An 18,167-nucleotide genomic window follows, 5' to 3' on the forward strand; every position below is an offset into this window, starting at 1 on the left:
GGCGAAGGTGGTATACTATGTCCGGCGTTTCCACCTATACCTTTTGAGAATAGACAAGAACTGGATAAATATATAGATGTTTATCTACGTGGTATGAAAGAAGTAAATGAATTTTTAAAATGAAGTACCATGATACTCATTTTCACCTTGATTTAATGGCTAATCCTATTGATATTGTACGTCAAATAGAAAAGCATGAAATTTATACCATTGCGGTTACAAATAGCCCTCAAGTTTATTTTTATACCGAGAACATAACAAAAAATAGCAAATATATTAGACCAGCTCTTGGGCTTCATCCTGAGCTAGTTTCTGAAAGGTATAAAGAGATTGACCAATTTATATCATTACTTAGTAAAACTAAATATATTGGTGAAGTCGGGTTGGATAATTATAATAAAACACCCTCTGACTATAAAAAGCAAATCCTTGTTTTTGAAAAAATTGTTTCGTCCTGTGCCGCTTTTGGAGATAAAATATTGACCGTTCATAGTCGACGTGCAGAAACTGATTTGCTTGATATCTTTGGCAATGAATTTCCTGGGAAAGTTATTTTACATTGGTATTCCGGTTCTTTAAAAAACCTAGAAAGGGCAATCTCGCTAGGATATTATTTTTCTATAAACTACCAAATGACAAAATCCAAAAATGGACAAAAAATTATTGATAGAATTCCTATCAATCGTTTGCTTATAGAATCTGATGGCCCATTTACTTCATTGGGCTCAAAAAAATTCACACCTTTAATGGTTGATAGTATTTTGGATGGAATTTGTCACTCGAAAAACGACATTAATCCCAAAGAAATAAAACAAAGAATATTGCGTAATTTTTATGATCTTATCAGCTGCAAATAAATGGTATTTTAATGTAGTTGTAGAAACTACCAAAAACCATAGGGCTGCATCCTTATATTTATTGATTAAAATGGAATTATGTGTTGAAAGCAATATTCCAAATCTTATTTTTAGAATAAAAGGTCATTTACTTTTAAATGAAGTTTTAACTTTTCAACATTCACATTTTAGTTTTTAATGAAATTTGATGCCAATTGGCATTAACAAAATCCATTCAAAACCAATTTTTATTATATTCACAAATATCTGATATTCAGTTATTTGAATCGAATATTCCTGTACTTTTCACATATCATTAATCGTCTAACCCTTAAACGTTTACGATATGCGAAAATCTTTCTTCATCACCTTAGTATTGCTTTTTACCTCCAGTGCCCTTTTGGCCCAGATCGGTGGCATCGAGGATTCGGTCAATGATATTTCAGATACCATTCGGGCCATATTTCCTATCATCCTTGGGGTCATCTTTTTGGTAGGTTTCCTTTTTAATGCCGGACATTTCTTTGGGGAGAACGCTGACCTAAAAAGGGGTATTACCCGGGTCTTGGTCTTTGTGCTGATTGCCGGTGCCGTGGTGGGCATCTTTACCTATCTCATTGGAATCGTGGTCTGATGAAACAGTATGAGGTCTATCGGAATATACGAAAGCGGGCCATGATCATGGGGCTGACCATTTCCCTGTTTGCCCTGATGATGGCGTCTATCATCTGTTCGCTTTTGATCATCATTTTTTCGTTTCATTTTAGTGTCATCGTGGGCCTACTGCTCTTCAATGCCCTGCTCTATGGGGCATTGTTGCAGTGGGTGAAGAAACCTTTCCAATTGAAGGTAGTGCAAACCTTTCCCAAGACCATAAGCCTAAAACAGTTAAACCTCCTTGACTATGTCTAAACTGAATTTCAATGCATTTCACCCAATCCTGGATATCCAGAACCATGTGGTCTTTGGGAGCAATGGGAATGTGGTATTGTGTTATCAGGTGGAACTGCCGGAGATATATTCCCTTTCTGAAACGGATTTTGAGGAGCTTCACAGGATGTGGTTCCAAGCCTTTAAATCCTTGCCGGTGGGTACGGTTATCCATAAACAGGATGTATACCAAAAGAAAGGTTATGATGCTAAGAATCTTCCAAGGGATACCTTTCTGGCCAAGGCCACCCATGATTATTTTTTGGGTAGGGAACATTTGGACCATCAGAGTTATCTCTTCTTTGTACTTCCTCTTGAGAAGGCCCTTAATGCCACTAAATATGTCAATCCCTTTCGAAAAGTGGAAAAAGGGTTGCACCGGAAACTGGATGTGCAGGTAGCTGAATTTGTGACCGCCATCAACGATGCGGTATCCTATGTCAACAACTCCAAAAGCGTGTCCATGGTTCCCATGGAACCTGAAGCAATATTACAGCATACCCAGGATTATTTCAATGGGTTCAATCAAGGTTTTGATACGGATATCCAGCTCGGAAAAGGCCCCATAGAAATTGGTGACCATTATTTCGATGTGATGGCCTTCACTAATGAAGGTTGTTTCGGAGAAACGGTTCAGAGCAGTGTGCCCAACGGCAAATTCAGTTCGGACGGGTTCAGCTTTCATAAGGGTTTTTTGGACGGTCTGGGATTGGAGTTGGGGGAAAACCATATCATCAACCAAATCCTTTATCTGGACGATACCCATCAATGGCGTAAACTATTGGACAAAAAAATTGAGGAACTCTCCAAGAGCTCCAATTTTGGCTCCCAGAACAAAGTGGTTCGCAACAAGGTCCAACATATCTTGGATCGGATCAATGGGGATGATACCGCACGGATCGTTCGTGGCCATGTGAATATTGTTTTTTGGCATACGGAGGTTGGCGTGTTGAAGCGCATTGCTTCTAGCATTAAGGCCACATTGAAGGAACTGGATATACGACCCTATCATCCCCATGGGGAGGAGCGCAAACATTATTTATTGAACTCTTATCCCAGTCATGCTTCCAACTTTTCCAATGAAGATCTTTTTGTGATGGACCTGAAGGCCGCTCTTTGTCTGTATATCAACAATACCAATTATCGCTCTGATGAATCAGGAATCGTTTTTAATGATAGACAGAACAATATTCCTGTGGTCAAGGATGTGTGGGACGAGGGTAAACGGCGTATCAAGGCCCGAAATTTTGCCATTTTTGCCCCGACAGGGGAAGGAAAGTCCTTCTTGGCCAATAATATCCTACGTCAATACTTTGAGGCCGATGTACGATTGGTCATTATCGATCTAGGGGGTTCCTATGCCAAATTTGCCCAATTGTATCCCGATGATCATGTCATCCTGCGATACGAACAGGGGAAGAATCTGGGCATCAATCCCTTTTATATTTCAGAGCAGTCCGATTTGACCCCTGAACGCTTGGAAGATCTGGCCCTGTTTCTTTTGGAGCTCTTGGCCGAAAACCAGGTGACCAAATCCAAGGAAGTGGCCTTGAAAAAAGTGTTGTTGCACTACTATGATACGGTCAGGGATGGGCATTCCCTGGCTTCCCTATATCAGTTCGTGGACAAACACAAGGATACCCTGATAGAGGATACAAGGGTTCAGGAATCCGATTTCAATGTTTATGGATTTTTGCACATCCTTTCCGAATATGTGGATGGAGGACTGTATAGTTTTCTGTTCCATGTGGCAGAAGATCAGACCTATAAAATAGAGGACAATCGCTTGATCGTCTTTGAGTTGGACGAGGTGCGGGACAATAAGGAAATCCTGTCCGTAATGCTCAAATTGATCAAGTCGGCCATCCAACGGACCATTTGGCGAAACCGTTCGGAAAGGGGCATTATCCTTTTCGATGAGTTTGCCAAACAGTTGAAGTTACCCAATGTCCTGGAGAGTGTGGAGTTCTATTACCAGGCCATCCGAAAACAGAACGGTTCCATTGGGATCATCCTGCAATCCATCAACCAATTACCGGAAAATGCCACTTCGGCAAGTATCCTGGAGAATACGCAGGTCGTGTACAGTTTACGGAACGAAAAGGGCTATGATGAACTGGCAAGGCGATTGAACCTCTCCAACCATGATCTCAATCAATTGAAGTCCCTTAGAAACAATCTGACAGGGGAACGCAAATACACCGAAATCTTTATCAAGATCGGGAAGGAGAGTAATGTCTTTCGCTTGGAGGTGCCCCAAGAGGTCTATGCGGCCTATCTGACCGATGGCATTGAAAACGAACACATTATGCTGCTCTATGAACAAACCCATGATATGGAGCAAGCCATTACCGAATTTATAAATCAACAAAAGAAAATGATATGAGAATAGATTGGAAACAAACCTTATGGAGAAATCCCCGGTTATGGATGTTGGCGCTGTCCTTGGCCCTGTTATTGCCTGCAGGTGCTGCCTGCCAGGGGATGCCGGTGTATGACAATACGAACTTTATCAGCATGACCAAATCCTTGGTGGAGTCTGCCAAACAAACTGCCGAGCTATTGAAGACCGTGGAGTTCTTGAAGGAACAGAAGGATAACATCGTCAAGGTCAACAATACCATTAAACAATTGAAAGCGGTGCGGGAATTGGCGCGTAACAACGAGATTTTATTTCGAACGGTACAGAACGATCTTCGTGATATTCTGAACTCCCCCTATATCAAGGCGGGGGAAGTGGAACAGGTATCCAAAGCCTTTGAGCAGATCATGGATACGGCCATTGATGACCTGGATTTTGTATACCAGATCTTGTCTAGTGATTTTTTGAAGATGACCGATGCGGAGCGTACCGCCATTTTGATGGAAAAGAAAGTCCAGTCCCAGGAAATGGTGGCCGAGCTTGAGGTCAAGACCCGTCGCTATCGAGAGATCATCTCCTTTCGGAGGATGCAGGATATTATCAATAATCGGGAAACGGAATACTGATGACGGGATACTTTTTGGGCATAGGATTGGAATATGTGGATGCGGTCTTTCAGACCATCAAGGACAGTGATTTCTCCCAATATACCATTGTGGGGATGAAGACCTTGGCCGTCCTGTTCTTTTTGATAAATATATTGAAGAAATACAATGAGGGCATCGCCACCATCGATGGCCATACCTGGGGATTGACCCCAACGGAACTGGCCAAGAATTTTTTGGTGGTGCTGCTGGTCATTTTCTCCACAGAGGTATTGGGAGTCTTCGATGGCATTTTGGTGGCCATTGAGGTCCAATACCGGGACACGGCTCCGGCACTCCTCCCATTGCAGCTGCAGGATGTAGATCTGGAACGGGATGTGGGTGCCTTGGAAGCCGCCAAAAAGGCCATGGCACTGTTGTATGAGGCCCTGGTGACCCCTTTGTACGGTTTGAAGGTCTTGGCCTTTATCATCGGGGTCATTCTTTGGTTGATGGACCTGTTCATCTATCCTTTGTTCCTTGCGGAGCGGTATTTCCTGTTGGGAATCCTACAGGCCTTTTTTCCCTTGGTCATCAGTTTGGCCGTCTTTGAGAAATTCAGGCCCTTGGCCTATCAGTTTTTTAAGTTGTATGCAGCTGTATATATGCTGGTGCCCGCCTTCTTTTTGGTCAATGTCTTCGTCAACAACCTTTATACGGAGATCAGTACCAACTTCTGGGGGAACCTCTTTGGTTTTGATTTTGGGAGTGAATTCTTTGCCCCGATCATTGAACTCGGGACCATTGGCTTTATTGTCTTGCTCAAATTTAAATTGTACCGAAGGGCGACCAGTTTTACCCTTCGATTGTTCACCGGTTAAATTGAAGTCTATGAAAACACCTTTTAAAAGTATTGTTCATGTGCTGCGGCTCAACCGTTTTGTGGTTCTTGCCGTGGTTATCGCCTCGGTTTTGGTCTGTATGGTTGCTATGGTCCTAGTGGGCAGGATATACCGTGAATCGTTGAACGGGGCCTTCGTGGTCAATGGGGAAGGGGAGGTCATACCGCTTTCCTGGGCCGAACAACGGGATCATCTGGAAGTGGAGGCCCTGGCCCATTTGGAACAGTTTCATAGGTGGTTTTATGGGGTGGATGCCGGCAGTTATGAGAAGAACATGGAAAGGGCCCTTTGGTTGGGCAATGCCTCCGTTGGTGCTGTCTTTCAACAGAAAAAGGCAGACGGTTTCTATAACCGGTTGTTGCAATATTCCCTTGTGCAAGAGGTCATCCGAATCGATACAGAGCTGGATTGGGATGGGTCTTCCTTTGCGTTTAGGACCCAATTGCATATACGGATCAATCGGGGAACCGTCACCGATACCTATGAACTGGTGACCTCGGGACATTTGATCCAGGTGGAACGGAATTTTCCCCATAATCCTCATGGATTGTTGATCACTGATTTTTTTGAAAACTCACTTCGTAAACTAGAAACTCATGAAAACACAGAAGAATAAAATAGTTTTTGTGCTGGTACTGGCATGTATGGTACTCTTTATCACCATATATAGCATCGTCACTTTTGGTAAGCCAAAAAAGGAAAGCCTTGATGTAGGGAGGATCCCCATGCCGGATCTGGAGGACACTTCGGTGGAGTTTGAAACCAAACTGGAAGCCGTGGAAGCCATCAAGGTGGAAAAACAATCCACGGCACCCCAAGTGTATCCCGACCACATGGTGGATGATAAAGGGTATTTCAATCCCGATTATATGGAATATGAAAAGCAGCGTATCATAGACAGCGTCTATGATATCAATGCCTTTACTGCAAAAAAAAATTCTGTATCGGATGCAGGTGTAATGCCCAAGTTGGGGACTGTAAAGAAGGTAAAGGTAGACGATGAAAAGTTGACAATGGGTTCCCCAAGGACGGAAACGGAGCTAGGATTGGTACATCAACTGTTCTTTGCCTCCAATCCAAAAAGGAACCGTTCCGATGGAAATTTACCAACTACTGCTGTGGCCAAGGTGTATGTGGATGGGGACCAGACCCTTCGGGATGGACAACGATTGGACTTGCGACTCGCCCATGACTATGTTGTGGATGGGAAAAGGATGCCAGGAGGTACCCGCCTCTATGGCTTTGTAAAGATAAGGCCCAACCGGGTGATGGTGGAACTTACCCGATTGGGGACAACCCTTATGGATATGCAAGCCTATGATGCCCAGGATGGGCAGGAAGGGATTTATGTGAAGAACCATCTGCGGGGTGAAGTGGTGGATCGGTCTTTGGATGAGGGCCTTGGAGAGATCAATGTGCCGGGTGTGCCCCAGTTCAATGGGATCAAACGCATATTTCAGCGTGATCAACGTACCGTTAAAGTTCAGATTTCCGACCATTATCAATTTTTCTTAATACCTAGATCATGAGAACACTAAACGTCATCATTGCAGTAATGCTAATGGCCTATGGGCACACCGTATCGGGCCAAAAGGTTTTGGACACCATCCAAGCCAATTCACAAATGAACGTGGCCCTCTTTTTTCCCAGTCCCATCAAACAGGCTATAACGGGAAACACTAAAGCGATCTTTACCTATAACCGGGAAGAAGCTCAATATTTTGGGCTATTGCAGTCCACAGCCAACACCATTACCAACCTTTTGGTGGTCACCATGGACGGACAAGCATATGAATTTAAGGTGGCCTATAGGGAAAACGTTGCCCAAACCCATTTTTTTGTGGACAAGGCGCATAGCATTGGTCCAGTACAGCCATTACCTGGTAAAAAAGGGGATTCCTTGGCTTCCCACACAGCTCGATTTCCTCTTTTAAGGGGATTGCCATCAAGTGATGGGAATGGTGCCTTGGCATCGGTGCGAAGAAAGGGAATCCGATTGCTGTTGAAAAGGTTGGTCTACCGAAACGCTCAAGTATTTATGGTTGTAGAGGTGCGCAACCGATCAGGCATTGATTTTGAAGTAGGCACCCTTGAGGCCCTAAGGATAAATGGCAGCTTGAAACGGAGATCCTCGTATCAAGAAACCAGGTTGGAACCCCACTATATCTTTGAACGACCCAAAATTATTAAAACCGGGACTTCCCAACGATTTGTACTTGTGCTACCCAAATTTGTCCTATCCCATAAGGAGCATCTAAGACTGATTCTCTTGGAAAGCCGTGGAGGCAGAAGGTTGGAGCTCAACTATTGACCTATCGATAAAGAGAAGTGGAATCCCTTATAGGGTATATAATTTAACATGAAAACAAAATTTTGCCATAACAAAGGTTATAGTGTTGGCCAAGAAAGGAAATGAAATAGGAATGGTACACCTCAGGAAAAATGGAACTGGCTTCCAGCTGTATTAAAAGCATTGGCACATCAGCATATCATTGTCATCCAACCGTCCGATTCAAGTCATGGATAGTTTGTTAGTGAAGGAATGAAAGGGACATCAGTCGCAACAACCTGATCCATTGCTGGAAGTGTAGATGGCGACTTTAGAATTCCTAAAGATTTGAGATCTATTTTTATACCATAAATTTATGGTATGAAGATCCTTATTGCAGAAGACGAGACCGAACTCCAGAAATCCATTGCCACCTATTTGGAAAGGGATGGCAATGTCTGTGAAATGGCTTCAGACTACCACGAGGCCCTCTATAAGATTGACCTCTATGAATATGATCTGTTGGTCCTGGACATCAACCTGATCACCGGTAGTGGATTGGATATCCTAAAACTGTTGAAGCGCAACCGTTCGGAGACCCCGACCATCATCATCTCCGCCAACAATTCCTTGGACGATAAACTGGAAGGATTGGATCTGGGTGCCGATGACTATTTGACCAAACCCTTTCATTTGGCCGAACTCAATTCGAGGATAAAGGCGGTTTTGAGAAGGGGCAAGTTTGGGGGCAATGACCGTTTGGAGTTCCACGAGATTTCCATTGATACGCGCTCTAGGACCGCTTATGTCAATGAGCAAGCCCTTTCCTTGACCCGTAAGGAATTCGATCTCTTGCTTTTTTTTGTCACCAATAAGGGACGGGTGCTTTCCAAAGAGATCATCGCCGAACATTTATGGGGGGATCATAGCGATCTTGCGGATAATTTTGATTTTATTTATGTCCATATCAACAACCTGCGCAAAAAATTGACCGAAGCAGGGGCCAAGTATATCAAAACGGCCTACGGAAGTGGGTATAAGTTCGTGGAAGAGTGATCTATGGGGGATACCTTGAAAAAAATACGATTGATCAGAAAGACCTCCAAAACTTTTTTGGGGATCAGTGCCCTGTTGATGTTGGTCAGTACGGTGGCCCTTTATTTCTATCTGAGGAACCTGCTCCAGTCTGAAGTGGAGGAAGAGCTCCGTTCGACAGAGGCACGGATCGAAAGTTCCCTGATCGAAAATCCGGAGCCTTTTCAATTGTCCCCGGTGGTCGAGATCCAAAAGGTATCCCGGTTGGGCAATGAGGTGCTAAAGGATACCATCATCTATGATCCCTCACAAGATGAAATGGAAGAGTTCAGGGAACTGTCCACCTTCTCCGCCATCAATGGTGAAAATTATAGGATCACGGTCCGCGCACTTGTGGTGGAATCGGAGAATATCCTGATCGCCGTGGTCATTTCCTATTTGGTGATCATCCTTTTGGTATTCCTGTTCCTGTTTTATGTGAATCGTTCGAGGAACCAAAAACTGTGGACCCCTTTTTTCCACAACCTGGAGCAAATGAAACGGTTTTCGCTCAGCTCCGATGCTCCCATCGCCCTGATGGACAGTGGAATCCTGGAGTTCTCCGAATTGAATTCAGAGATCAAGATCTTGACCAATAAGGTCCGTTCGGATTATCGGAACCTGAAACAATATACGGAGGATGTATCCCATGAGATGCAGACCCCCTTGGCCATTATACAGGCAAAGATCGAGAACGTGATCAATATGGAGGAACCATTGGACGACCAGCAGTTCGAACAACTCACTTCCATCCAAAGGGATATACAGCGACTCTCCCAAATGACCAAGCGCTTGACCTTGTTGACCAAGATCGAGAACAACCAGTTCGCCAATATCGAGCAACTGGAAACCCAGATCCAAGGGGTGGTCATCAGTAGTATAATTGAAAGGGAGCAGGTAGTGAATATCCGGTTGGTATTTCCCGGCACCAACACCAATTCGGTTTCCGATATCCAACAAATGACCCTGCAATTGCCCAGTGGGGATATTGTACCCTTACAAAAAGTGGCGAAAATTGAAATAGGGAAGGGAGTGGCAGAGATCAATCGGGAAAACCAAAAATCCATAGGGGTCGTTACGGCTCGCTTGAACAACAGGGACCTTGGGTCTACCTTGACCGATATCCGAAACAATCTGTCCACGAAGATCAGCCTTCCCCCGGGGTATCATATTGAATATGGAGGGGAATACCAGCAACAACAACAGGCTTTTAAGGAATTGATGCTCATTTTGATTGCCGCGGTACTGTTGGTCTTTACCGTCATATTGTTTCTGTTCAGAAAGATCAAGATTGCTCTTGCCATCATATTCATTGCCATTTTAGGGGTTGCAGGTTGTCTGTTGAGTCTATTATTGACAGGAACACCTTTGAATGTAGGAAGTTACACAGGTATCATTATGATAGTTGGGATTATCGGGGAGAATGCCATTTTTACCTATCAACAGTACCAAGAATGTGATGTTTCGTTATCACACCCACAAAAGATCGAATATTCCATAGCGCAACGATTGCGGCCCAAATTAATGACAGCCACTGCCGCAATCATGGCCTTGATCCCCTTGGCCCTGGGTATCGGAGCAGGGGCCCAGTTGCACCAGCCCTTGGCGATTGCCGTCATCGGAGGGTTGGTCTTCGCATTGCCATTGTTATTGGTGGTACTTCCAATTATACTTAAATTGTTGAAGGAGTAAAAACAATTTAAAAGATGCCATTGATTGGAATTGCTTTGTCAGGAGGAGGTGCAAGGGGAGCTGCCCATATAGGGGTCCTTCAGGCCCTTAACGACCACGGGATATTTCCGGAAGATGTTTCCGGATCCAGTGCGGGAAGTATCATCGCGGCATTGTACTGGTTTGGATATACCCCGTTGGAGATTCTAGACCTGTCGCACAAAAAGGAGTTTTTGAAGATCTTTAAATTGGGAATCTTCAATAAGAGATTCACTTTACTGAAGTAACACAAATATGATTTATGTTTTTGTATTAATAGTTATTCTTCTATTTTTTGTTTATAACTATAGAAAGTCGCAACGGCGTAAACCTCGGCCTTTTCCTGGTCACTGGCATGAGCTGGCAATGGCTTATGTGGTTTACTACCGAAATCTTCCTGGAAACAAGCAAATGCTATTTCAACGCAGAATGATGGAATTTCTAAGTGAAGTCTACATTGAAGGTGTGCGATTGGAATTACAAGATCTTGATAAGGTTTTGATTGCGGCAAGTGCAATTATACCTGTTTTTGGATTTGAAGAGTGGCATTATACCAATTTAAGTGGAATCTTGTTATATCCCGATTACTTCAATGCGGACATGCAATTCAATGGTAAGGCAAAAACACGGAATATTGGTGGAATTGTTGGTAACGGACGTTTTGAAAAACAGATGATATTATCAAAAAAGGCATTATACCATGGTTTTGTGAACCAAAGTGATAAAAGCAATACCGGCATACACGAATTTGTACACCTTTTAGATAAGCTTGATGATTTTGCAGATGGTATTCCGGAAAGATTATTAGAGCATCAATATACCATACCTTGGATAAATTTGATCCATAAGGAAATGGAAGCGATAAACAGTGACCATTCTGATATTCGAAAATATGGTGGAACAAACGCTGTTGAATTTTTTGCAGTTGCTTCAGAGTATTTTTTTGAACGTCCAGATTTACTCAAAAAAAAACATCCAGAACTTTATAACATGTTGGTTGTGTGCTTTATGCAGAATCCTGAGGCCTGAATTCATAATTGAATTATATCATTTGCAATTGATCAATTTTAAAAGCTGATTCGTAGATGCCCCAATCTTTTTATGCTTACCTCCCAAACCAGGATCGTTTAATAGTATAATAACCTTAATTTTAAGCAGCAAGGGCAAATGTGATTAACAGTTAAGAGTGATTTCTCTAAATTTTGCGTGAATTTGGGTTCTGTTTGTGGTTATGAATCCTTTCAGGAGATAATAGGTCAGATTTGGTGTCGGGATCCAATATAATGTTCCGATCTATTGCTTTAGGGTCATTAAAATGTCCCAGAATGGTTTTGCCACAATACGCCGTGAGCTTAATTTTCTTCAATTATTAGATTAGAGATTACTTAGACCTTAAAAATCGTATTCCAATTTTAAACGAATTTTGGCCTTGTTTAATTTTTTTTAACCACGTTAAAATCTTTTCGTTTCTCATTTCGGAATCCTATGATTCAAAAAGATGGTCTCTTTTTGAAATCTATCTTTTATTTTTTTCTTCTTTTACCCGACATTTCTAGTATTTTGATTTGAAAGACGACTGGAATGCCATTAGCAGATGATTTACTGGAAAATTCATTGATGAACCCTACCTCTCTGTTTTCTTTTCTACGGATAATGTCCTTCACGCCTTCGGTGAATAGATGTAATTTTTGTTTGGCACTACTGCCTCGAATTTCTTCGAATGTACCTTGTAACATGACCGATTCCCAATTGGATATGGATTGCACTTGTTCGACTTGAACGGCAACCGATTTGTTGGCTCGCATCGCATCGATTTTATGGCCTTCCGAGGTATAGCTAATGATCGTATTGTCCGTAGGGTCAAAATAATAGGTAAAGGGAATCACATGGGGCTTCCCTTGCCATAGATAGGCCAAGTGGCCGAGGTAATTGTTCCTGAGTATGCGTTCGATCGCGTTTGGTGTTAAATCTGTCATTATTAATGTATTTCAATATTACTAATCGTTTTATATGTATGGTGCCTAGCGCAGTTACAGTTTGCATTCCGCCACTGATTGTATATTTCCTTATTTTAGGTTCTTGTGCCGTATGGTTTGCTGCTCGGGTCGTAAAGACAGATAAACGAGCCCAACCATTTAACCACTTGCCAACATATTATAACCTATAATTTTTCAAAAACCTTAAATGCGGAAGAAAGGTCAGAAAAAGCATAATCGTTCGTACCATTTGGTAAGAAATCCAATTACCCAACTTATTGAGTATACCGTCTCTTTGTCTTAGACTCCCCTTTGTAATTTCGCTACACTCGCTTATAACCATTTCAAATCCAGCCCGAAGGTTTTCGGCAAATTCCACAGAGTGAACCTCTACGTTCATTTCAATGCTGCCATAGCAACTAAGACTGTTCAAGTTAAATGAACCTACGGTAGACCATTTGTTATCAACCACCGCAGCTTTACCGTGTACTACGGATCTGTTCCATTCAAAAATTCTCATATGATGGTCCAAAAAGGAGGAGTACAAATGTTCGGTTGCCCGCCGCACCAACGGCACATCGCTAATACCCGCTAAGATCACCGTTGTTCTTATTCCTCTTCTACAGGCCTTTTTCAAAGCCTTTGCCAATCTGCTTCCAGGCAAAAAATACGAGCCCACGATTACTATTTCCTTTTCGGCATGAATGAAGGCGTTCGTGTAGGCATCACAGACTTCCGTTTTTTGCTGTAGCCAGTCGTTTTGTAAAATACCCACGAGTGCACTACCGGCCGAATGTAAAACTGGTGGTATTTTTTTTGAACTCCCTTTTTTGAAAAAATAATCGCTACACAATATTTGTAGATTCTTGGCTGCCGGGCAGTTCAACTGAACGGCATAGTCCAACCAAGGTTCCGAACCTGTCGTTCCGTGGTATTTATCGGCAATATTGATTCCGCCTATCAATGCCATTTTTTCATCGGCGACCACAATTTTATGGTGCATCCGCCTGCCGATATAAAAATTGTTCAGAGAGAATAAAGGTGAAAAAAAACGAAGTAAAATACCATGCTGCACCAAATCCTGGGCAAAACTATTGGGTAATGCAGCGCTACCATAGGCGTCCAATAAGACATATACCTTTACCTTTCGTTGAGCGGCTTTCTTCAAACAGGAGGCTATACGGTTTCCCGTATCATCGTTTTCAAAAATATAGGTCTGTATATGGATTTCTTTTTCTGCCTTATCGATTAACTTTTCCAGCCTTAAAAAATAGTCTTCTCCCGAACGAACCAATTCAACATATTTCGAATTGTCAGCAGCATTTTGAAGTGCTGTTTTACTACATTTTCTATGATCCATCCCTATAGTTTTTTATGCTGGTCAGCCAATAAGGGCGCGTCAATCCCTTTATTTGGTCGCTTCAAAAAGTAAACCAGTCCCATAGCACCAAAAATGGTTGCACCGGCAATAATAAAAGGGTAATAAAACCCACCAGCTATCAGCCAAGTCCCCAATACCGGGCCCAAAATCTGTCCGATGCTGTTCGTGGAACTTTGAATGGATATATTCCTTCCCGTATTATCCCGGGAAATCAAAGAAACTGCCGAAAGCAGGTTTGGTGTCACCATGGCTCCCCCAGCTGCGAAAATTAATATGGTACCATAAATGAATAGTTCACCGCTCACAAAGGGGAAGACAATTAACGAAACACCGGATATTAATAACCCTAATGTTATTTGCTGTTTTGAGGTCAGCATTTTTTCGCCATAGGTCGCGAACACAGGCTGCAAAACGGCCATTGCAGAACCACAGAGCATAAAACCGATACCCACCTGATTGGTTGTAAATGCCAACTCATCCTTCCCATAAATTGAAAACACGGTCTCGAACAAGGTAACCACAAACTGTATCGCAAAGGATAGGAGCAACAAAATGATAAAATAGTTACTCAGGGAAAAACTGAATTTGACCGCCTCAGAAACAATACGTTTTTTTATTTCGGTATTCTTCAGCCATTTTATGATTATCAGTAATACCACAAAGCCCAAAAGAGCGGCCAAAATAAAGGGAACCGAAAAACGGTCTAAGTGGAACACCCCAAAAGAGTATGTATAATGTAGGTTCGTTTGCGACAGAAATCCCCCCAGAACAGGGCCAAATATCACCCCGGAACTGATAGCGACCCCAGACCAGGCCATTATTTTGGTCCTTCGCTTTTCAGAGGTAATATCACTTAAATAGGCATTACTGACCGGAATGACCGCTGACGTAAAGATGCCCCCTATGATACGGCCTATATATAGCATCGACAGAGAAGTGGCAAGACCGGTTAGCAAGTTCATCACGACAAAACCTACAAGCCCTAATAGTATTATAGGTTTACGGCCGTGTTTATCGGAAAGCTTGCCCCAGACGATAACGAACAAGAGCTGGAACAACGGATAAATACTGGTCAACATTCCGATATGGAAGTTGATAAGGTCCGTATCCAGATTGTCTTTTAAAGCCAGCCTTTCGGTATAATATGGGAGGGTAGGCAATAAAATGCCGTAGCCCAACATCACTACGAACAAACTCAATAAAACTAGGAATATTCTACCGAGTTTTTCTTTCCTGTTCATCAGTTGCTTCCGATTTTTCTTTTTAACAATTGAGCGTTTATGGCAACAATGATGGTACTCAAGCTCATAAATACGGCACCTACTGCTGGCCCCAACACAAATCCTGAAGAATATAAAACCCCAGCGGCCAACGGTATGGCCACAACGTTGTAGCCTGTTGCCCACACCAAATTCTGGATCATTTTGTTATAGGTGGCTTTACCGAACAATATCAGATTGGCGATATCTTTTGGGTTACTGTTTACCAAAATGATATCGGCGGTTTCCGCGGCAACATCGGTACCGGAACCAACAGCAATTCCTACATCAGCTTTTGCCAATGCAGGTGCGTCATTGACCCCATCTCCCGTCATGGCCACAAACTCTCCTTTGCTTTCCAGCTCTTTTACGATTTCCACTTTTTGATGGGGTAGCACCTCGGCATAATACCCATCCAAACCAAGTTTGTCACTCACAGCCTTTGCGGTTTTTTCATTATCGCCCGTAGCCATTAAGACTTTGATGTTATTCTTTTTGAATACTTTGATGGCATCGGCAGATTCTGGCCGTATTTCATCGGCCAGTGCAATATATCCTGCTAATTTTCCATCTATCAGAACAAAAACTACGGTCTCTGCGGCATCACTATAGGCATCTTCGGTAATTTGGATTTTTTCATCCCGAAGATATCCCGGACTTACTACCTTGACCTTCTTACCCTCTACGATTGCCTCTACACCCTTGCCCGTTATGGCGTTGAAGTTTTTGGGCTTTGGAATCTCGATGTCCTTTTCTTTGACCTTTTTGATGATCCCCACGGCGATGGGGTGTTCGGAGCTTAGTTCCAGAGCACTGGATAACCTCAGAATTTCATCTCTGGTGTACAATTCGTTCACTGATTCAATTCGGGTCACCCCAAAATCACCTTTGGTCAATGTTCCTGTTTTATCAAACAATAAAGCCGATATTTTTCGGGATTCTTCAAAGGCCGTTCTGTTCCGGATCAATAAACCATTTTGGGCAGATACCGCAGTAGATATGGCGACAACCAACGGAATGGCAAGACCGAGCGCGTGTGGACAGGCAATGACCATGACCGTTACCATTCTTTCCAATGCAAAAACAAATGGGAAACCTAAAATCAGCCAAACCGCGAGTGTCCCAAAGCCAATGGCCAATGCAATATAGGTCAGCCATTTGGCCGCCCGATCTGAAAGGTTCTGCATCTTCGATTTCGTGCGCTGTGCCTCATCGACCATCTTGATCACCTTGTTCAGGTAACTGTCCTTTCCAGTATGCTCTACCTTTACCCTTAAGGTACTATTGCCATTTATGGAACCTCCGATGACCTTATCCTGTACTTCTTTTTTTACCGGTTTTGACTCGCCTGTCAGCATCGACTCGTTCAGGTAGCTAGATCCTTCGGTGATGATGCCATCCGCGGGTACTTTCTCGCCGGGTTTAACCAATATGATGTCATCTTTTAATAAATCCTCTAGTTTTACATCTTGAATTTTATCACCCACAACTTTATGGGCCTCAGCGGGCAGCATACTGACCAAAAGTTGGAGTGCCTTGGATGCGCCCAGCACCGATTTCATTTCCAACCAATGTCCCAACAGCATGATGACAATCAAGGTGCTCAGTTCCCAGAAAAAGTCCTCCCCAGGGAGTCCGAAAACTGTAGCGGCACTATAGAAATAGGCCACACTTATAGCCATTGAGATTAGGGCCATCATGCCCGGACCCTTGGATTTTATTTCATTATAAAATCCCTTTAAAAATGGCCAGCCGCCCCAGAAATAGACAAATGTTGATAGTGCAAATAGGATATACGGATTTCCGGGGAGCAATAGGTCATACCCAAAAAACTCCTGTATCATTGGCGATAAGAACAATATTGGGATGGTAACGATTAAAGATATCCAAAACCGTTTTCTAAAATCCTTGACCATCATTTTATGGTGGTCGTGCCCCATTTGTCCGTGAGCGGGGTTATGGCCCGAATGGTCTCCACTTCCGTGATCCATTTTAGAATGGTCTTCTCTTTGGTGTTGCTTTTTGGAGGAGTCCATCTTAGCATGGTCATGGTTACTGTGATCCATTTTTGAGTGATCCATCTTAGAATGGTCCATTTTTTTGTCCTTGTGCTCTTTGTGATTGTCCATAGTGTTCTATTTTTAGGTATTTGGATATGTTAAATTATGTTTTTTAAGGTGTTCCAATACTATTTTGGCAACGCAATAGTTGCGGTACCAACGTTTGTCGGCTGCAATAATGTGCCATTGAGGGTCGTTGCAGTTGTTCATTAACATATTATAAGCCTCTCTGTAAACTTCCCATTGGCTGGCCGCTTTTTCGTCTTCGGCACTATATTTCCAGCGTTTATAAGGTTTGGTCTGTCTTTCTTTGATACGTTCTTTCTGTTCTTCTTTGGAGATATGAAGAAAAAATTTGAGTACATGAATGTTATTTTGCCTAAGATGCTGTTCCATATATTTTAATAGCTTGCAACGGTGTTCAAGTATTTCTTCTTCGAGGGAATTGGTAACCTTGGGTACCAGGATATCTTCATAATACGAGCGGTTAAAAACTTGTATCATGCCCTTTTGGGGAAAGTGCGGATAGACCCTCCACAGAAAGTCGTGCCTGAGCTCCTCTTCGGTCGGCTTTTTGAATGATTTTACATGAACACCCTGTGGATTCATGCCCTTAAGCGCATTACGAATCGTACCGTCTTTTCCAGAAGTATCCATTCCCTGCAAAATAATCAACAAGCCAAAGCGCCCATCGGCATAAAATTTGTTCTGAAGCTCAAAAAGTTCTTCCCGTATCCCTAACAATCTTTTTTTGGATTGTTTTTTTGAGCTACCTGCGGGAGGAAGGGTTGAAATTGTATTTAAGTCTATCATAGGTTACAGTT

General features: G+C 42.8%; 18 protein-coding genes. 13 read left to right on the forward strand and 5 right to left on the reverse strand.

Annotation, left to right across the window (positions count from 1 at the left end):
* Positions 1–119 precede the first annotated feature (119 nt).
* The 13 genes from qatD (at position 120) to FOT42_RS17150 (ending at position 11,696) form a co-directional block, all read left to right on the forward strand.
* Positions 120–857 carry a Qat anti-phage system TatD family nuclease QatD gene (gene qatD / locus FOT42_RS17090; RefSeq protein WP_151891723.1) on the forward strand — a complete coding sequence of 246 codons (738 nt, stop codon included), beginning with the start codon at positions 120–122 and terminating at the stop codon, positions 855–857.
* Between the two features lie 325 nt (positions 858–1,182).
* Complete coding sequence (locus tag FOT42_RS17095; protein WP_108246708.1) at positions 1,183–1,470, forward strand: hypothetical protein; 288 nt, start codon at positions 1,183–1,185, stop codon at positions 1,468–1,470.
* Positions 1,470–1,748, forward strand: coding sequence for a hypothetical protein (locus FOT42_RS17100; protein WP_151891724.1), 279 nt, complete (start codon positions 1,470–1,472; stop codon positions 1,746–1,748). Before FOT42_RS17095 ends, FOT42_RS17100 begins: the two co-directional genes overlap by 1 nt.
* Positions 1,741–4,152 carry a TraG family conjugative transposon ATPase gene (locus FOT42_RS17105; RefSeq protein ID WP_151891725.1) on the forward strand — a complete coding sequence of 804 codons (2,412 nt, stop codon included), beginning with the start codon at positions 1,741–1,743 and terminating at the stop codon, positions 4,150–4,152. The genes FOT42_RS17100 and FOT42_RS17105 overlap by 8 nt, the downstream gene beginning before the upstream one ends.
* Entirely contained in the window at positions 4,149–4,754 is a 606-nt protein-coding gene (locus tag FOT42_RS17110; RefSeq protein WP_151891726.1) for a conjugal transfer protein, read from the forward strand. The genes FOT42_RS17105 and FOT42_RS17110 overlap by 4 nt, the downstream gene beginning before the upstream one ends.
* Positions 4,754–5,593: a hypothetical protein gene (locus FOT42_RS17115; protein ID WP_151891727.1), complete on the forward strand. Its 840-nt coding sequence runs from the start codon at positions 4,754–4,756 to the stop codon at positions 5,591–5,593. The genes FOT42_RS17110 and FOT42_RS17115 overlap by 1 nt, the downstream gene beginning before the upstream one ends.
* Positions 5,594–5,603: 10 nt before the next feature.
* Positions 5,604–6,230 carry a conjugal transfer protein TraK gene (locus tag FOT42_RS17120; protein ID WP_036379002.1) on the forward strand — a complete coding sequence of 209 codons (627 nt, stop codon included), beginning with the start codon at positions 5,604–5,606 and terminating at the stop codon, positions 6,228–6,230.
* Positions 6,211–7,143, forward strand: a complete 933-nt coding sequence (gene traM / locus FOT42_RS17125; protein WP_036379001.1) for a conjugative transposon protein TraM — start codon at positions 6,211–6,213, stop codon at positions 7,141–7,143. The genes FOT42_RS17120 and traM overlap by 20 nt, the downstream gene beginning before the upstream one ends.
* A complete protein-coding gene (locus FOT42_RS17130; RefSeq protein WP_151891728.1) occupies positions 7,140–7,925 on the forward strand; it encodes a DUF4138 domain-containing protein in 786 nt (261 codons plus the stop codon). Before traM ends, FOT42_RS17130 begins: the two co-directional genes overlap by 4 nt.
* A 339-nt stretch (positions 7,926–8,264) precedes the next feature.
* Positions 8,265–8,939 (forward strand): response regulator transcription factor, encoded by a 675-nt coding sequence (locus FOT42_RS17135; RefSeq protein ID WP_036378998.1) that lies wholly within the window; start codon positions 8,265–8,267, stop codon positions 8,937–8,939.
* Positions 8,940–8,969: 30 nt separating this feature from the next.
* Positions 8,970–10,649 (forward strand): efflux RND transporter permease subunit, encoded by a 1,680-nt coding sequence (locus FOT42_RS17140; protein ID WP_226789937.1) that lies wholly within the window; start codon positions 8,970–8,972, stop codon positions 10,647–10,649.
* Between the two features lie 14 nt (positions 10,650–10,663).
* Positions 10,664–10,915, forward strand: coding sequence for a patatin-like phospholipase family protein (locus tag FOT42_RS17145; protein WP_081894152.1), 252 nt, complete (start codon positions 10,664–10,666; stop codon positions 10,913–10,915).
* A gap of 7 nt (positions 10,916–10,922) precedes the next feature.
* Positions 10,923–11,696 carry a M90 family metallopeptidase gene (locus tag FOT42_RS17150; protein ID WP_036378992.1) on the forward strand — a complete coding sequence of 258 codons (774 nt, stop codon included), beginning with the start codon at positions 10,923–10,925 and terminating at the stop codon, positions 11,694–11,696.
* Positions 11,697–12,190: 494 nt separating this feature from the next.
* On the opposite strand, the gene FOT42_RS17155 is transcribed toward FOT42_RS17150, so the two are convergent.
* The 5 genes from FOT42_RS17155 to FOT42_RS17175 form a co-directional block, all read right to left on the reverse strand.
* A complete protein-coding gene (locus tag FOT42_RS17155) occupies positions 12,191–12,643 on the reverse strand; it encodes a pyridoxamine 5'-phosphate oxidase family protein (RefSeq protein WP_036378982.1) in 453 nt (150 codons plus the stop codon).
* A gap of 178 nt (positions 12,644–12,821) precedes the next feature.
* Entirely contained in the window at positions 12,822–14,003 is a 1,182-nt protein-coding gene (locus tag FOT42_RS17160; RefSeq protein WP_151891729.1) for a phospholipase D-like domain-containing protein, read from the reverse strand.
* 2 nt (positions 14,004–14,005) lie between these two features.
* Positions 14,006–15,265, reverse strand: coding sequence for an MFS transporter (locus FOT42_RS17165; RefSeq protein WP_151891730.1), 1,260 nt, complete (start codon positions 15,263–15,265; stop codon positions 14,006–14,008).
* Positions 15,265–17,412 carry a copper-translocating P-type ATPase gene (locus FOT42_RS17170; protein ID WP_136565980.1) on the reverse strand — a complete coding sequence of 716 codons (2,148 nt, stop codon included), beginning with the start codon at positions 17,410–17,412 and terminating at the stop codon, positions 15,265–15,267. Before FOT42_RS17170 ends, FOT42_RS17165 begins: the two co-directional genes overlap by 1 nt.
* A 12-nt stretch (positions 17,413–17,424) precedes the next feature.
* Positions 17,425–18,156 carry a PPK2 family polyphosphate kinase gene (locus FOT42_RS17175; protein WP_036378977.1) on the reverse strand — a complete coding sequence of 244 codons (732 nt, stop codon included), beginning with the start codon at positions 18,154–18,156 and terminating at the stop codon, positions 17,425–17,427.
* Positions 18,157–18,167: the final 11 nt, after the last annotated feature.

The organism is Flagellimonas hadalis, assembly GCF_007785775.2.
GTDB lineage: Bacteria > Bacteroidota > Bacteroidia > Flavobacteriales > Flavobacteriaceae > Flagellimonas > Flagellimonas hadalis.

Bases quoted from the DNA above. Each gene is read 5' to 3' on its own strand.
- qatD (WP_151891723.1), top strand. From the start codon at position 120: ATGAAGTACCATGATACTCATTTTCACCTTGATTTAATGGCTAATCCT.
- FOT42_RS17095 (WP_108246708.1), top strand. From the start codon at position 1,183: ATGCGAAAATCTTTCTTCATCACCTTAGTATTGCTTTTTACCTCCAGT.
- FOT42_RS17100 (WP_151891724.1), top strand. From the start codon at position 1,470: ATGAAACAGTATGAGGTCTATCGGAATATACGAAAGCGGGCCATGATC.
- FOT42_RS17105 (WP_151891725.1), top strand. From the start codon at position 1,741: ATGTCTAAACTGAATTTCAATGCATTTCACCCAATCCTGGATATCCAG.
- FOT42_RS17110 (WP_151891726.1), top strand. From the start codon at position 4,149: ATGAGAATAGATTGGAAACAAACCTTATGGAGAAATCCCCGGTTATGG.
- FOT42_RS17115 (WP_151891727.1), top strand. From the start codon at position 4,754: ATGACGGGATACTTTTTGGGCATAGGATTGGAATATGTGGATGCGGTC.
- FOT42_RS17120 (WP_036379002.1), top strand. From the start codon at position 5,604: ATGAAAACACCTTTTAAAAGTATTGTTCATGTGCTGCGGCTCAACCGT.
- traM (WP_036379001.1), top strand. From the start codon at position 6,211: ATGAAAACACAGAAGAATAAAATAGTTTTTGTGCTGGTACTGGCATGT.
- FOT42_RS17130 (WP_151891728.1), top strand. From the start codon at position 7,140: ATGAGAACACTAAACGTCATCATTGCAGTAATGCTAATGGCCTATGGG.
- FOT42_RS17135 (WP_036378998.1), top strand. From the start codon at position 8,265: ATGAAGATCCTTATTGCAGAAGACGAGACCGAACTCCAGAAATCCATT.
- FOT42_RS17145 (WP_081894152.1), top strand. From the start codon at position 10,664: ATGCCATTGATTGGAATTGCTTTGTCAGGAGGAGGTGCAAGGGGAGCT.
- FOT42_RS17150 (WP_036378992.1), top strand. From the start codon at position 10,923: ATGATTTATGTTTTTGTATTAATAGTTATTCTTCTATTTTTTGTTTAT.
- FOT42_RS17155 (WP_036378982.1), bottom strand. From the start codon at position 12,643: ATGACAGATTTAACACCAAACGCGATCGAACGCATACTCAGGAACAAT.
- FOT42_RS17160 (WP_151891729.1), bottom strand. From the start codon at position 14,003: ATGGATCATAGAAAATGTAGTAAAACAGCACTTCAAAATGCTGCTGAC.
- FOT42_RS17165 (WP_151891730.1), bottom strand. From the start codon at position 15,265: ATGAACAGGAAAGAAAAACTCGGTAGAATATTCCTAGTTTTATTGAGT.
- FOT42_RS17170 (WP_136565980.1), bottom strand. From the start codon at position 17,412: ATGGACAATCACAAAGAGCACAAGGACAAAAAAATGGACCATTCTAAG.
- FOT42_RS17175 (WP_036378977.1), bottom strand. From the start codon at position 18,156: ATGATAGACTTAAATACAATTTCAACCCTTCCTCCCGCAGGTAGCTCA.